Below are 15,606 nucleotides of genomic sequence, written 5' to 3' on the forward strand. Positions count from 1 at the left end.
GCATCACAGAAGATATCGTAGCATAGAACCTTCTGAGGTTCCACGTCTGTTCTGTCTAGCCTACCGGCAGTTAATGTGTCCGCTTCTTTCCAGCATCAATTTTCGCAGGGTCCAGGCCTTCCCAGATGTTCGCAATATCCGCCTGCTCCGGGTGCTCAAACACCAGAAAAGCCGTAGGCAAATAACGTTCTCCGTATTGCGAAGAAGGTTTGTTAACGATCTCGTTGTCCTTAACAAGTACGGTGGATGAACCTCCGTCCAGATTGGCAGCGATCACCGCTCCGTGCTTCAGCATGATTTGCTGCACATCATATAGATTGGCCCCGATGCTGTATCCGGGCTGCCGTCCGTCGATCACCACAAATAGAAGGGCACCGTCATCACGTTGACCCATCGCCGTTCTTGGGGCAATCCCCCAGCCTTCGGCCGCATTCTTAATAAGGCCCTTGCCGTTGACGATCAATCTCGGTTGAAAGGACACTGCCTCCTGTACACCAAGATCACTGAGCTCATTCAGCGAATAATTGCCGGCGATCATTTTGCCTTGCTTATCGAGGCCGACGATTTGTGTTGATTTTTTTCCGCCCAAGCCATTGTAAAACAATTTCCCTTGCGAAATCACGAGTCCTATCGGCTTAAATCCGTTGCCTTTCCAGTTCGGGTCGGCGAAGCCGCCACCGTTCACACCGGCAATCGCGCCGGTTCGTGACACCATGCTGGACACTTTCTCGCCCGATCCAATTTTGCCGGGAACACCCAGCCGTACCTTGGTCGGATCATTAACGGTCATGACATAACCGGAATAACCCGTGCCGGACACTTCCTCAATCTCGACCAGAGGTTTCTCTACCTCCACTGGCGGCTGTACAATGGTATGGGTGTCCTTCTCATCTCCCATATGCACAAAGCGTTCATTGTACTCCTTAACCCGGTCTTTCAGTTCATCTTCACCAATGATATATTTCGCCATATAGCGGTGTTGAGTGGTAATCAGCGTATCTGCGATCAAGTAGCGAAGATTATGCGCGGAAGGCGCAAAATACAGCCAGCTCCCGCCGGCGATTAGTAATAGGATCAAGATTAAAAAAAGTCTGGAGAGTGTGCGTAAAAAGCTTTTTTTCTTGCGCTTGCGGACCGGTTTTTTCTTCTTGCTTACAGCATTGCGCTGAGGTAATGATGATGAGCTCACTTCGTAAAGCCTCCCTAATACTTCTATTAATGGTAATAAGCATGAGAACATATACTTTCATCATAGACGATAATGAAAGATTAAAAGTTTCATTTTTTTCAATTCTGCTGCTGAAGGTTAGGAGACCCGTGCACTATAATGAGGTTAAATGTCGCTTGGAGGGGGATTGCCAATGAATTTTAAAGATTTTGAGAATTGATAAATGTACTTGAAGCCGAGGCCAGAAGCTTGGGACTGGTCCAAGTAACTGCCGATGCAAGCATCACGGCAAAGTCTTTTTTTGAACATCACGGCTATAGGTCCGTTCAGATGCAGGCGGTGGAGCGGAAAGACGTTATCCTGCATAATTTCAAGATGATCAAAGAGTTAGACTAACAAAGTAATGTTAAACTTCACATAAAAAATAATGCCCGTTGACCTTGTAGGGTCAATCGGGCATTGGATATCGCTTTTCCGCCATCATTTCATCCGTGTCTTTGCTTGCGGCTGCCATAACCGTATAGTGCGATTTTTCTGTTCCGCCATACTATCGCAAGGCTAAACAACAGGATAAACACAAGAAACAGACCGCTGACTATTATACCTTTGGATATAGAAACAGGCTGGTTTTCCACCACCATTGCTTTGTCAGCCTGTAATGCAGCCGTACTGGAAACGGCAATAGTCTCTGAACTTGCCAGTGTGGAACTCTGGGGAATATCTGCTCTGGCCAACAAGAATTTGTGCAAAGCATTGACTGTTGCTACCGCACCACTTGCGTAATTTTTTCGGGCAAATTCCGGTTCAAGCACCGTATCCAGAATTTCTTGCATCGCCTCATTGGTCAGCATTCCGTCGATATCCTTGCCTTGCAGTATATGGTAATTGTCCCCGCCGATGTCCAGCACAAGCATTACATCCTTGGAACCCGCCCCAATGGAGGCGAATTTCGAATACGTATATTCCTGCAGGTTTTTGTCTGCGGAATTTTTAACCGTAACCACATAAATGCCGCTTCCGGTCGTTGTCTTGAAACGGTTGCTGGATTGGTTGAGATAAAGCTTGCTGACCTTTTTGAGAACTCCGGCATTATCGGACACGTAGGTTTTGGAACCGACCTGCTCCTTCCAGACTCCGCCCAGCTTTTGGATCAGTGACCCGTAAGTTTTGCGTGCCCCGAAGCTGTACTCCTTCCTGGCAAAGTCCGGCTCAAGCGACTGGGAAAGAATTTGCGATAAAACTGCGTCATTAAGCTCGTCCTCCAGGCCTTTGCCCCTAACCGCCCAGTACTCGTTATCTTTGATCGAAAAGAGCAGCAGCACACCCTTATTGTTGTCAGCTGAGCCTGCTTCCCAGGCGTTGAACAGCGAGGTTGCATACTCCTCTATCGCAGCTCCATTTGTAGAGTCCACTGTCACCAGCACAACCTGTGAACCGCTCTGCTGATGCAGACGAATACCATAGTTGACGATGTAATTTTCGGTTTTCTCATCAATCACATTGGCGAAATCATTTACGTAAAAAGAGTCCGTGTGCTCAGGCACGGCAGTTTGGGCCAAGCTAAAAGCGGGCAGCAGCGTACTTAGCAGCAGTACAATTAAAGCTATGATAAACGTCTTTTGTCTCATCCGAATTTCCATGATCTTCATCTCTCCTTCCATACGAAAATAGTATATTCAAAACATAGCGTGGTAGAACAAAAAGAGACTCAGCGTGATGCCGGGTCCCTTACTTTATTTCTATAGCTTCCGTTAGATAGCGCGACTGACTTATGATATGGTCAGAACAAGGAGGCAGGGATCAGCTTTCGACCACCTTTTATGAGCGTGGATTCCAGCATTTCTCCTTTATCCCCCCCAAAATACAGCTGCCAGTACACGCCGAAACGGATGCTGACATCATTCTTAACCAGCTCGGGCGGCGTAACGATCAGCCATTGGAATTTGAGTGCTTTGGATATTTCAAATACCGGATCAAGTACGTTGTTCGAAACCATCTCACCAAATGGATTATCGTACAGGAAAACCGTCCAGCCCTTGTTCTCGCGGTTGACCCGCTTATGGGTCATGATCATCATAGCAACCAGCAGCTGCACAGACTGGCGTTGCCCGCCGCTGCCGACAGCCTCATCCAGTGCTCCGCGGTTAATAACTTCCCAGTCGGAATAATGGTACTCTTCGGGCGCCGCATACAGGAAATAGTTCTCGGTCACCGGCTTGTAGACCTGAAGCACCGGAAAACGGTTCTGCATCGCGGCGTATACGATCTTTCCATCATTGATCATCTCTTTGACAGCGGCTGCCGGCACCTGCTCAATCTTGGCATATTTCTCCAACAGCCCGCTAATGCAGAGGTTGAAATAATCACTGACCAGCGGCTCGATATCATCGCTCGTCTTCGGCACCGTAATATTCTTGTAATTCAGGCGGACCAATGGAAAGGCATGTCCATTCTCATTAAGAATGATCATCCGGCGTTCCATACGCTTCAGGATATCGACAATCTGCACGACACGTTTGGCGGCGCGGCCAACCCACAGCTTGCGGGACAGCTCCATCCCTTCCTTGTCACTGCGGATGCTCTCAATCTGATCGCGCGAGCTTTGGAGCATGGAATCAAGCACCTGCCGGGCTATCGAGAAGTCATCCCAATGTACAGTGTTCAACCGTTCCTGGATTTTGGTCTCCAGCTCGGCATTCCAGCCGCTTTTCGCCAATTTACTGCTTAAAGACGTCTTCTCTTCCTTCACCTTACGGGAGATTTCCGACCGCTCGCTGCGGCTTTCCTTGCTGCGCAGCAGCCAGTCAGCTACCAGCGGCTCACAATTTCCTTTTACCTGCTGCTGCAGTTCTTCAGGAACATCCCGCAGTTGGCCCCGTCCCTCAACATGGGTATCCATGATTTTGCTTTGGCTTACCAATGTTTGAATCCATTGATCCATAACACTCAAGGCTTGTTTACAACTGTTCAGCAGCTGTTCATTCTCCCGGAAACGCCTGCTGATCTCTTCTTCCTTCTGATCCAGCGGATCATGCCATATTTCTACAGCACGTTCATGCTTTTCTTTGATCGCTTTTTCGGATTTCCGTAGATCCTTCTGCAGATTCTCAAGGATGGTCTGGGCGCGGATAAACGAATCGTGGACAAGCTGGTAGTCCTCATCCAAGTATACCGTCTCGTTCTTCTGTCTCGCTCTGGCCGTCAAAATCACCTCGGCTGTATCCGTTGGAAGAGGGGCATTCCGCCAATCCTGATCCACCTGGACCACCGCAGCTTCGATCTCCGCCAGCTGTTCACCGGCCCGTTTGATATTCCCCGCTCTCGTACGGATCTCCAGTTCATTCTGGGTTAAGGACTGCTGGAGGCTTTCCACCGTGCTGAGCAGCTGCATTAGCGTATCTTGAGCAGCAGGATCAAGTACGGGCTCTTCTTCCAGAGCAGGAGCAGCCGGATATTCGCCGGGGAAAGCAATTTCGGGAAACCAGTTCTGCAGCCTTGGAAAAAGCGAATAGCGGGTATCTCCAATCCACTTCTCACGCTGCTGCGCGGTACTGCCCAGCTCGGCTTTTACCTGAACCAGCCCCTGATCCTTGCTGGCGATTTCTTTGCTCAATTCTTTTTTACGTTCTACCGCTTTTTGCTTATCCTTATAATCCTGTTCCTGCTTCTTTGTCCGTACATCCCACAGGCGCAGCGCCTGTGCTCTTTCCTCATGCTCGGTCCGATCGGCTTCAGATTGTACCAGCTCTCTCTGAATAACCGCAAGGCTGTCTTCATTCCTGCTGATCTCCGTGTTCAAATCCCCGAGCTTTAGATTCAGCTCATTCTGCAGTAATTCAAGTGTATTCAGTTTGGCTTTCAGAGCCAAGGTATGTTCACTCTGGAACAAGCGCTCGAATTCCTGCCGCGCCGATTTGAGCTTCGACAGATAGGCTTCCGCATCCTTAAGCTCTTCCTCCTGTTGCTTAAGACTGGAGGATATTCCGCGTTTCCATTCCTGGAAATGATCCGGCTGCAGAACCATCTGCGGACCTTGATTGGCTAGCAGCAGGAAAGGAGCGGATGCGGCTTCCGCCATCTCTTCCCGGATGAAAACCGGCACCGCTGACTTGAGCAGGACTTCTTTCAGCGTATCCGGCTGGAGCTTGGCAGCTTCGCGCTGCGTCACAATAATTCCGTAAGGAAGAAGCGGATGCCGTTCCATTTCCTCTTCACGGCTCAGGTAAGGCAGGTCATTCAGGTAGGAGCTGCCGATCATGGAACTGATTTTGAGTGAATCCAGTGTGTCCTTCACTCTCAGGATATCCGCATTCGGCAGCCAGAAGGACTCCTGCTGCAGCTCTACATCGATCAGCTGGTTGTAATAATCCCTTCTCAGCCGTTTCGTCTGCTGCTCAGCTTCATCCAGCCTGCGGATAAACCGCTCCTGAATGGCCGGTTTCGCTTCAAATAGCGCCGTAACTCCCAGTTGGTGATGCTCTTCATACATTTCCAGCAGCACGACCAGCTGTGACCAGAGTTGTGACTCCCTGTTCATCTGTGACTCCAGCAGATTCTGAAGCTCATCGCTTTGGCTTTGCCCGGCATTCAGCTTCACCTTCAGCTCAGTCTGCGTTTGGTGCAGACTGAGCTTACGCTCTTCAGCAGTTTTGCGCTGCTCGTTAAAGCCGCTGATTTGGTCTGCGATACTCTTAGCTGCTATTAACGTGCGCTGCAGCGCCGCTCCTGGCGCCCCGGCTGCTTCATGCCCATGGCGTGAAGCAAAAACACCCAATTCCTCGGTATATTGGCGGATGGCCCCTGTAAGTTCATTGATCCGGTTATCCAGACCGCCCAGTTCCAGCAGCAAGCTTTCCCTTTCTTTGCGTAAGCCATTTTCTTCAGCAGTCAGAGAATGCTGGCGGGTTACGAACGACGAGAGCTGTCCCTGCCAGAGCTGAAAGACTTTGTCCCACTGCAGCCGCAGCTCTTCCTTCGCTCCCTGAATAACCTCTTGGCGTTCCTTCATTTCCAGCGAGCCTTCGATAGCTTCAATTTCTTTCTGCCATTGCTCGATCTGGCGGAGCTGCGCGCTGCGTTTGGCCAGATAATAAGCTACTTCAAGCTTCTTCTCTTTCAGCTTCGACTCATCCAGCCGCAACTTGGCCCGTGTCTGGTTGTCTGAAATCCTCGTGAATTCATCCTGCTTAAGATCCTGTTCCTCTTTGCTGCGCAGATATTTCAGATTATCGCCCTCAAAACGCAGCTGGCGCGCCTCCTGGTGATGCTGAACCAATGCATCGGCAGTTTTGCTGCGTTCCGCCTCTGCGTTCTTAAGCTCCTCGTGAATGACCGTGGACATCTGCCGACCCAGCAGTTCAGTCTCTCTGAAGCTCCGCTCGGCTTCCGTTCCCTGTTCAACCAGCTCATACAGCGGTGCAGCCAGCGTAGTGAATTCGGCAAAAGCCTTTTCCCTCTGCTCCAGCATCGGAAGTCTCTGGGCAATGGTTGCGGTATCGATAAACATCCGCTGAAGCGAGCCATCCTCTTCTTTGACACCCTCGTTCAGACTGGAGCCAATCTCCGGAATAATCAGCTTTTCGAACAGATTGTGGTTGGTAAAGGCCTCATTTTTTTGAAAATAGCCCTTGATCCCGCCCTCTTCACCATTGATCCGTTTCATGTTACGCCATTCACCAATATGAATATCCCGTTCAGCAAGGAAGCTGTAGTACTTCTTCAGATCGGAGCTGTGGCTGCCGAAGGCAACAATTTCATTCCGTCGTTCCCGTACAAATTGTTGAATCGTCTCAAAACTTACAGGACCGCCTTCCGCATGATCATACAGCGGCAGCGTTGAAAGGGTCAGCTCAGCCTGCTCTTCATAATCCATCAGCGCGTAGAGCAGATAGTCAACCTTAATCTCCAGCTGATCTATCGAGCTGTGGGCAGTCATGGCAATGCCGGTCGTCATGTATTCATTACGCTCACTGTTGTCCAGCCGCCACTCAATCGCTACGTGGAAGGTATAGGGCTTGAGCTGTTTTTTATGATTATGGAAAAAAGCCTCGACCTGGTTCTCGTTGTCTTTCCCCCAAGCCGCCTTAGGCAGGAGCAGTTGGAAGATGGACTGCAGCAGCACCCCTTTCCCGCCGCCGTTCATCAGGGTAATCAGGGTATTGGCCGGGCCTTCCTCATTGCAAAGATCAAGAATCATATCATCATACTTCTTAAGCATCTTCTCGTATTTCAGTCCGGCAATACGGATTCGTTCAATGCGAGGCATAGCCTTCCCCCTCCTTCTCCGTCAAGGTCCGGCCGATCAGAGCTTTCAATTCCTTGTAACGGTCTACATCGTGGTACAGATACCGCATTCTTTCATATAACTCTTCCCGGGGGAAAATCCGCTTCTCGTTCTCAGAAATAAACACCAGATGTTCCTCCTCCAGCAGCTTCATCCCTTCATGAATCAGTCCGATCCGTGAACCGGAGCCTCTCGACAGGGAATCGCCTTCCTCCTGGCTTTTGGTCTGCATATAAAGGCTTGCCCATACTTTATACATTGCCTGAATATCCAGACGCCACTGCTTGCTGAAGCTGCCTTCCTCATCCAGCTCGATCCATGCTTGTAGAAGCGAGGACACCTGATCAGAGATTTGGATATAGGACATGCTGTCCTGACCGGGCTTAAAGTGCTGCTCATCCTGATCCATTTCCGCCAGAAAAACCAGGATAATGACGTTGATAATATGTAAATGGGTTTTACGTTCAATCCGTGAGTATTTATTCCGCAGCTGTGTGAAGTTGGACGCGAACCCCGATCCCAGCGGATTGACCAGCAGGTGAAGGCGGTGCCCGGAATTCATAATCCGGCAGCCTCCCTCTTTGGCCATATACTGCAAGGCGTCATAGGCCCCCGTATCCTGCAGGCATTCCACTGCGGCTGGATCATCCAGGGATATGACTTTCCGCCGAAGCAGATCAAAAAACAGCCGCGAAGCCTGCTGCAATTGTTCCAATGAATAGCTCATGCTGTATTCTCTCACCTCTCTACTATAGTAATGGTATAAGGGCTCATTTCCAGACCGGGCCAAATCACGCTTGTCCCCTGATCCGGTTCAAGTATGGTTGTCCGCAGCACTTTGCCCCGCAGCATCTCCAGCTCGGGACAATCCGTAAGCAGCCGCTGAATCAGCTTCTGGCACTCGTCACTTCCGCCAGGGTTGTCTTCGTTTCGCTCCTGTACGATAACCTCGGTATGAAAGAATTGTACCCAAAGGTCAATGGCATCCGGGAGCCGCGCCCATCGGGACTGTTCCTCAGGAGAGAATGCATCCGCTTTGAACGTAAAACGTCCTTTGCCGGCAAGCTCGGTAAAAATCGGTTTCCACAGCTCAGCAACTTCAGTCCAAGGTATAGACTTAGGCGTATAAGTTGCAAGTTGCTCCTCCCCTTCTTCATCGGGCTCATCCAGATATTCTTCCGGCAGAAAACCGACATCCTGTTCTTCCCAAGCCCAGGCGAGGGGGTAGATAAAGTCCTGGCTCGGTGTGAACAGTCCGCTAATCAAGGTTTCCAGACTGTCCCCGCTCGGCAAGCCTTCAGCTTTCACCCATTCCTCCCATACATTCGTGCGAAAATTAAAACCGGCAGCTCCCCAGAACAGCTCTGGAAAGTTCAGTCTTAAATTGGTTTCGGCTTCAAAAATGCTAAGTACAACCTCCGCGAGCTCGTCATGCACTTTCCTTGACAGCTCCACCCGTTCGGATAACAGGCGCAGCTCGTTAAAGTCGATAACATCCTTCTCGTCATTCGCCAACCGGGCCAGGGAACGGTGGATATTATCAAAATGCTTGCGTTCTTCATCAAACTGCTGGTGAATTTCCTCCAGCCGCTGATGCCGCATAACCCCATATTCGCTGAACATATGCTTCGGGTTGCGCCGCAGCGCATTGCGGTATTCCTGCTGTTGCTGAGTCATTTTCCGAACCCGCGAGATCAGTTCACCCACATCCTGCATCGCCCGGGTGACGCGTCCATGCTTAATATGCATTTGGATCTCCAGCAGTTTAATACTAATCTGGAACTCTTCTATAATCTCATGGCTCATGAAGATAAGCTCCATCGCATATTCGGAAAGGCGGTAAACTGTCTTGCCGCTCTCTTCCCAACTGGTGCGGGTCGCATCCTCGTCTACCGTAAAGTATTTGTACTTTTGCAGAGTCATCTGCCGGGTTTGATCATCATAATAAAAGGCTTCAAAATCCCCGCCGCCCCCGCTCCACAGCAGCCCGTCTACCAGCCGTTCCACAGATTCGATGGTTCCAAACCTTGCAATATTAAACCGCTCCAGTGAACTCCAGGCCAGCTCAATAATATCCTCTTTGGCTCTTCGTTCATTGGATTCCAGCTCGAGATAATAGACCTGCAGCAACACACTCAGCGCAATCATTTCCTTATAAGGCTGCAGTTCTCCAAGATTCATGCCAGCCCCCAGCGTCCACAGTGGGTTAAGGCGTTTGTTCCGTTCACCAAAATCAGACCAGTTCATCCTTGCGCCAACCTCGCCATCACTTCGTAGTTTAGGACCTCCTGAGGAACGCGTTGGTTCGACTCCAGCAATCCTTCGATAAATACCTTAAGTTCGGGATCAGCAGAAATTTCCTGAAAAACCAGTTCCAAATGGGTAGGATCACAAGCTCTCTGCTCTTTTGCGTAATTGTAGGATTGCTTTGTTAATTCCATCATGAGTTTATAGATAGAGAGTGCCAGCTTAAGATTTAATTCCGGATAGCTGAGTTTCAATTTACCGTAGATATCCCAACCTGCCTTGTCCATATCCCCAACATAGTGTATTTCAACCTCAAGCGGATTTATATTCAATTCCCCCAGAAAAAGTAGACTGCTGACGATCTTCCAGCCTTCTCCGTAAATCAGCATATCCGGCTTGATACTGCATATCTGTTTTCCGTTCTGCATCAATCTTTTAGCAGAATCAAAAAAAGAATGATTTTCCGAAATTAGAATGCAGCGAACTGGCCATGGATTCTGAATATGGTATTCGAATAGCTCACGGACAACCACTGCTTTAATAGAATCTAATGTAAGACCGAGCCTGGAAAGTAGTTGAATCCCCTCAGACTCAGAAAGCCACTTTTCACGATTAAAAAGCTCTAACGAACGTTCTTCCCTCGTAACAATTTCCCTGTTCTCTGCTGTACGTAAAAAATCATACACACGTTCTATGTATCCCCAAGTTTCCATCGTCTGCTCTTGCGGATGAGTTCTATAATAATCCAGTCGCAGCTGCTTCACATCACTTATCCGAAGCATTGATGATTCACTCCAGCCTTCATAAGATGTAGCACTTTCAGCCAGCCAATAAACAGAATCAACAGCAGTGTTCTTATATTTCTCACTTTTAGAACGAGGTACTAAATAGCCTTCAGCTTGAAGCTGCTCAATGCTAACTGCAAAGGTAGTTAAGCTTCCTGCCTCAACGTAGCCAGAACGATATTCGTAGCTGTTTATCACGGACTCCTCAAGAGTTTTAAGTGCAATCCTGTGTCTGGTCTGCCGAACCACACCATATTTACTCTCTATAACGTTCTTAATTAAATCTCTCAATTGATCACCCTCACAAAATAACATAAACCCATATCTGCCCCATGAAGGGAGAAATATGGGCTGGGTACCACTGATAACTTACGTTTATTGGGGAATATATGTTTCTATTATACCAATGAATTGAGGATAGTTCTACGAATATTTAACATTCAGCAGGTAATGCAGATTCTCTTTGACCGCAGGCCATTCCTCGTCAATAATGCTGTAGAGCACATTATCAAGAACGGTGCCCTCCAACGTAATTCTGTGCTTGCGCAAAACGCCTTCTTTTACAGCGCCAATACGTTCAATGGCTTTCTGTGATCTCAGATTGTATCCGACTATCGTAAAATTGACCCGGATCAGCCCCAGTTCTTCGAAGCAGTAATGCAGCAAAAGCGACTTGGATTCGGTATTGACTGGCGTTCTCCAATACTCCGGTGAAATCCACGTACAGCCAATCTCCGCATTGCGGTGGATCCGGTCCAGATGCATAATCCGCGAGGTACCGACGACTTTTCCAGAAGCTTGTTCAATCATGACATAAGGAAGGTCCGCCCCATTCTCCTTATTGCGCAGCGCAGTTTCTATTAGTTGTTCCACTTGTTGGATTGTTGTTATTTTCCGCCAGGTGTATTCCCAGATTTGCGGATTGTGCAGGAGCTTGAGCAGCTCCGCCCTATGATCGGCTTCCATAGGAATAAGCTTGATAAACTTGCCGTTTAGTTGTTTGATGTTGTTTGTAATCACAAAGGACGCCTCCAGTATTGTCTATTCATCAAGCCCGAGATCATTATAAAATACCCGAAACATCCTTGTCTGCCTATTTACGTAAAATGACTGCCCCGTCTATGAAAACGGAGCAGTCACTGGAGTTACATTGATATCTATATATACTAAAGAACTACCTAGAGGCTAAAGCAGCGGAGGGGAATTTTGGAACTGTAGGAGCGATAGCGACCGCCTGAAAGCTTTCCGTAGGAAAGCTCTCTTCGGAAGCATAACCAGTCACCGGATTTCAACCGCAAATAGCGGGTTAAATCAAGAAATCGGGAGACAACAGCGGCCGGAAGTCCAAACATTCACCGCAGTTGCGTTCTACGCCGGATCAGTAAATCTAAAGTTCAACTTATATAGAAACACTTATTGCCGGGCGGCAATCTCGCTAACGATACGCTGAATGATCTCCTGAATACTTACAGTGCCGAGATCGCCTACTGCGCGTTGTCTTACGGAGACAGTAGCGGAATTCTGCTCATTTTCTCCAAGGACGAGCATGTATGGCACCTTTTCCAGCTGAGCTTCGCGGATCTTCAGGCCCAGCTTCTCCTTGCGGTGATCAAGCTCGACCCGGATTCCTGCCGCTTCCAGCGCTTGCTTCACCTCATAAGCGTAATCGGCAAAATGCTCGGACACGGGCAGCAGTTTGGCCTGTACAGGGGCCAGCCATACCGGAAATGCCCCGCTATAATGCTCAATGAGAATACCCATGAACCGGTCGATCGAGCCATAAACCGCACGGTGAATAACGACAGGCCGGTGCTTCTGGCCATCTTCTCCGATATAAGACAGGTCGAACTTCTCCGGCATCTGGAAATCCAGCTGGATTGTTCCGCATTGCCAGCTTCTTTTGAGCGCATCCAGAATATGAAAGTCGATCTTCGGCCCGTAAAAAGCTCCGTCTCCCGCATTCACCCGATAAGGGATGCCGCGTTTCTCCAGCACCTTCTGCAGCGCCGACTCGGCCTGATCCCACAGTGACTCCGCCCCCATATAATCTGCCGGCCGTGTGGACAGCTCTACCTTGTACTCAAAGCCGAATACTTTATAGATATGATCGATCAAGGCGAGTACCCGGCCGATCTCTTCCTCAATTTGTTCTGGCAGAACGAACAAGTGGGCATCATCCTGGCAAAAGGTACGGACCCTCATCATTCCGTTCAGCGCGCCGGAAAATTCATGGCGGTGAACCTGGCCGTATTCCGCAATGCGGATCGGCAGCTCCCGGTAGGAATGCAGGCTGTTTTTATAAATCAGCATATGCCCCGGGCAATTCATCGGCTTAAGTGCGAACTTGTTCTCATCGACATCTGTGAAGTACATTTCATCTTTGTAATGATCATAATGTCCGGATTGCTCCCACAGCCGGTTGTTCATCATCAGCGGTGTACGGACTTCACTGTACTCCCTTTCCCGCTGAATCCCCCGGGAGAATTCCTCCAACGCTGTACGGACGATCATTCCCTTTGGCAGATAGAATGGCATTCCCGGCGCTTCCTCGGAGAACATAAACAGCTCCAGTTCCTTGCCCAGCTTGCGGTGGTCGCGTTTCTTCGCTTCCTCCAGCATATACAACTGGTCTTCCAGCTGAGCTTTCTTCGGAAAAGAAGTCCCGTAAATCCGCTGCAGCATCTTATTACTGGAATCTCCACGCCAATATGCACCTGCTACACTCAGCAGCTTGAAGGCTTTGATCGCACCTGTTGAGGCCAGATGCGGCCCCCGGCACAAATCCGAAAATTCGCCTTGATCATAAATGCTGATTACTGCCTCCTCCGGCAGATCCCTGATCAGTTCCAGCTTCAGCGGCTCTTCAAATGCCTCAAAAGTCTTCAGCGCCTCGCTGCGGCTGATCTCCCGGCGGAATATGGGCAGGTTCTCTTTGATAATGTTGCCCATTTCCGCCTCTATCGCAGCCAGATCTTCTGTAGACAAAGGCTTCTCGATATCCACATCGTAATAGAATCCGTCTTCGATGACCGGGCCGATACCCAGCTTGACGTTCTTATCACCGTATATACGTTTAATGGCTTGAGCCAACAGATGCGCTGTGCTATGTCTGTGGATCATCAGGCCATCTTCACTGTCCAGCACTACGATTTCAACGAGACTGTCCTGTGTAATCGGTTGATGAAAGTCAACGAGTCTGCCGTCAAGTTTACCGGCTACTGCATTTTTCTTCAGTGTAGGACTTATGGATTCTGCGACTTGCGCAATCGTGGTGTTACGCGAATACCTCCTAATTGTTCCATCCGGCAGTGTTGCTTTGATCTCCATGATTCAGCCTCCATTTCTTCAAGTTTTTTTGTATGTTTGAACGCAAAAAAACGCATCTCATCCCAGAAAGGGACGAGTGCGTTTAGCTCGTGGTTCCACCCTAATTTGATCTGCGCGATAGCAACCCCCTGCTGTTCGGCGGAAGTAAAGCTGCAAGATCCTTATTGGTATCCGATATCGGGGATAAGACGGTGACATTTACAGCCTTCCTAACAGCAGGAGGGGTTCAGTGCCACGGCTGCAAAGGGGTAAATTCCGGCCGGTTCTGTAAGAAGCTCTCACCTTGCACTTCTCTCTCTGGTCAGTCCGTGAAGGAACTCATGTCTTTGGTCATTGCCTTGGTTATGGTGTTTATGGTGTTGCTGGTTACATAATACGCAATCAAACACGGAAAAGTCAATACACAGTTGAGAAATAGTTTTTTTGTCCTTGTAAGATAACCAAACGGGTAAATGGCGCTTTGAGCGACAGATTAACGTCTGCTGCTCATTGTATTGAGCTTGAGATGTGAGATAATCTCACCAACCTCTTTTACATGATGTGCGATATAATCGGCCCCTGCGTTCACAAGCTCCTCCTCCGACCCATAGCCAAAGGTTACCCCAAGCGAGGCCACGCCGCAGCCTTTTGCCCCAATAATATCATGCTCCCGGTCTCCAATCATCAGTGCCTGCTCCGCGGCAATCTCGTTCTGCTCCAGCACATACCGGATTACCTCCTGCTTCTTGGAACGTGTACCGTCCAAATTGCTGCCAACAGTGTGCATAAAGTAGCCATCCAAGCCGTAATGCCGGAGGATTTCCTCAGCAAATACTGTCGGTTTGGAGGTGGCTACATAAAGCTTGTATCCTTTCAGCCGGAGCTCTTCCAGCAATTGCGGAATACCGGAAATCACACTGTTTTCAAACATCCCCAATGTACGGTAACGCTCCCGGTACAATTCAACAGCCTTCAAGGCAATATCCGTGGTAAAACCCTGGATCTGGATAAAAGATTCATATAACGGCGGCCCTATGTAAGGAATAAGCAAATCGAGATGCTCTACCTCTATTTCGAACTTGTTGAGCGCGTACTCCACGCTTTTGGTAATCCCCTCTTTGGGGTCGGTTAAGGTACCGTCCAAATCAAATAAAATACTCTTCAGTTCTCCCATGACGTACGCCTTGCTCCCTCCAAATTCAATTGCCGCAGTTTCTTTTCCCTCATCAGCTGCAGCTTTTTCAATCATACCTGCGTTTCTCCATACTTTCCACATACTTATCTTTTAACATTACAGGTGAAGTGATTTTATTTCCTGGAGGACTTAACATGAATATGACGCATTACATGTCCCTGCTTGCGGACAACCAGCCTTGGAACTTAATTCTTTTCATGGCGATTCCGGTCATTTTTGCAGAGACGATCACCGTTACAGAATTTATCATCCTGTTTACGAAGAAGCTCAACGGACCGCTCAGAGCGTTTAACCGGATCTGCAGCATTCTTGCCGGACTTTACTTTACCGGCGTTTTTCTCTATTTGTTCCCTACCGCGTTTGTCCCGCTCACCGTAAATGGCGAGTGGCATACATGGGTGGACGTAGTAGCGGTAGGCTTCTATCTGAGCGGCGTGTTCTTCCTGCTGCCGCTGGCCTTGCTTGACCTCGGCCTGATTGGACGCAAATATCCGGAAGAGAGCAAGTTGAAGCTGCATTTCCTGCTGATCAGCGGCTTCCTGGTGGTGGCGCATATCGCCATGATCTTTGGCATGATTAACCCGGAAATTATGGGCGGCATGGCCGGGATGAATCATTAATC

11 protein-coding genes are annotated in these 15,606 nt (G+C 49.1%); 2 read left to right on the plus strand and 9 right to left on the minus strand.

Features of this window, described 5'->3' with window-relative positions; all coding sequences use genetic code 11:
• Nucleotides 1–70: 70 nt before the first annotated feature.
• Nucleotides 71–1,189: a phosphodiester glycosidase family protein gene (locus MHI45_RS34840; protein WP_076109334.1), complete on the minus strand. Its 1,119-nt coding sequence runs from the start codon at nucleotides 1,187–1,189 to the stop codon at nucleotides 71–73.
• 195 nt (nucleotides 1,190–1,384) lie between these two features.
• Here MHI45_RS34840 and MHI45_RS34845 point away from each other — a divergent pair, with 195 nt between their 5' ends.
• Entirely contained in the window at nucleotides 1,385–1,564 is a 180-nt protein-coding gene (locus MHI45_RS34845; RefSeq protein WP_076109333.1) for a hypothetical protein, read from the plus strand.
• 89 nt (nucleotides 1,565–1,653) lie between these two features.
• Here MHI45_RS34845 and MHI45_RS34850 read toward each other — a convergent pair whose 3' ends face one another.
• The 8 genes from MHI45_RS34850 to MHI45_RS34885 form a co-directional block, all read right to left on the minus strand.
• Nucleotides 1,654–2,808 carry a TPM domain-containing protein gene (locus tag MHI45_RS34850; protein WP_076109332.1) on the minus strand — a complete coding sequence of 385 codons (1,155 nt, stop codon included), beginning with the start codon at nucleotides 2,806–2,808 and terminating at the stop codon, nucleotides 1,654–1,656.
• 140 nt (nucleotides 2,809–2,948) lie between these two features.
• Nucleotides 2,949–7,433 (minus strand): hypothetical protein, encoded by a 4,485-nt coding sequence (locus tag MHI45_RS34855; RefSeq protein ID WP_076109331.1) that lies wholly within the window; start codon nucleotides 7,431–7,433, stop codon nucleotides 2,949–2,951.
• A complete protein-coding gene (locus MHI45_RS34860; RefSeq protein ID WP_076109330.1) occupies nucleotides 7,420–8,178 on the minus strand; it encodes a DUF6063 family protein in 759 nt (252 codons plus the stop codon). Before MHI45_RS34860 ends, MHI45_RS34855 begins: the two co-directional genes overlap by 14 nt.
• Nucleotides 8,179–8,189: 11 nt before the next feature.
• Nucleotides 8,190–9,698 carry a hypothetical protein gene (locus tag MHI45_RS34865; RefSeq protein WP_076109329.1) on the minus strand — a complete coding sequence of 503 codons (1,509 nt, stop codon included), beginning with the start codon at nucleotides 9,696–9,698 and terminating at the stop codon, nucleotides 8,190–8,192.
• Nucleotides 9,695–10,774: a hypothetical protein gene (locus tag MHI45_RS34870; protein ID WP_144024239.1), complete on the minus strand. Its 1,080-nt coding sequence runs from the start codon at nucleotides 10,772–10,774 to the stop codon at nucleotides 9,695–9,697. The genes MHI45_RS34865 and MHI45_RS34870 overlap by 4 nt, the downstream gene beginning before the upstream one ends.
• A gap of 132 nt (nucleotides 10,775–10,906) precedes the next feature.
• Nucleotides 10,907–11,503 carry a GNAT family N-acetyltransferase gene (locus tag MHI45_RS34875; protein WP_256718032.1) on the minus strand — a complete coding sequence of 199 codons (597 nt, stop codon included), beginning with the start codon at nucleotides 11,501–11,503 and terminating at the stop codon, nucleotides 10,907–10,909.
• Nucleotides 11,504–11,896: 393 nt separating this feature from the next.
• Nucleotides 11,897–13,810: a threonine--tRNA ligase gene (gene thrS / locus MHI45_RS34880; RefSeq protein ID WP_076109327.1), complete on the minus strand. Its 1,914-nt coding sequence runs from the start codon at nucleotides 13,808–13,810 to the stop codon at nucleotides 11,897–11,899.
• A 472-nt stretch (nucleotides 13,811–14,282) separates the two neighbouring features.
• A complete protein-coding gene (locus tag MHI45_RS34885; RefSeq protein ID WP_083675473.1) occupies nucleotides 14,283–15,038 on the minus strand; it encodes an HAD family hydrolase in 756 nt (251 codons plus the stop codon).
• Nucleotides 15,039–15,118: 80 nt separating this feature from the next.
• Between MHI45_RS34885 and MHI45_RS34890 the strand changes: the two genes are divergently transcribed.
• Nucleotides 15,119–15,604 (plus strand): DUF6803 family protein, encoded by a 486-nt coding sequence (locus MHI45_RS34890; RefSeq protein WP_076109326.1) that lies wholly within the window; start codon nucleotides 15,119–15,121, stop codon nucleotides 15,602–15,604.
• Nucleotides 15,605–15,606: the final 2 nt, after the last annotated feature.

The sequence above is a fragment of the Paenibacillus sp. FSL H3-0321 genome (assembly GCF_038002865.1).
Classification (GTDB): Bacteria; Bacillota; Bacilli; order Paenibacillales; family Paenibacillaceae; genus Paenibacillus_AQ.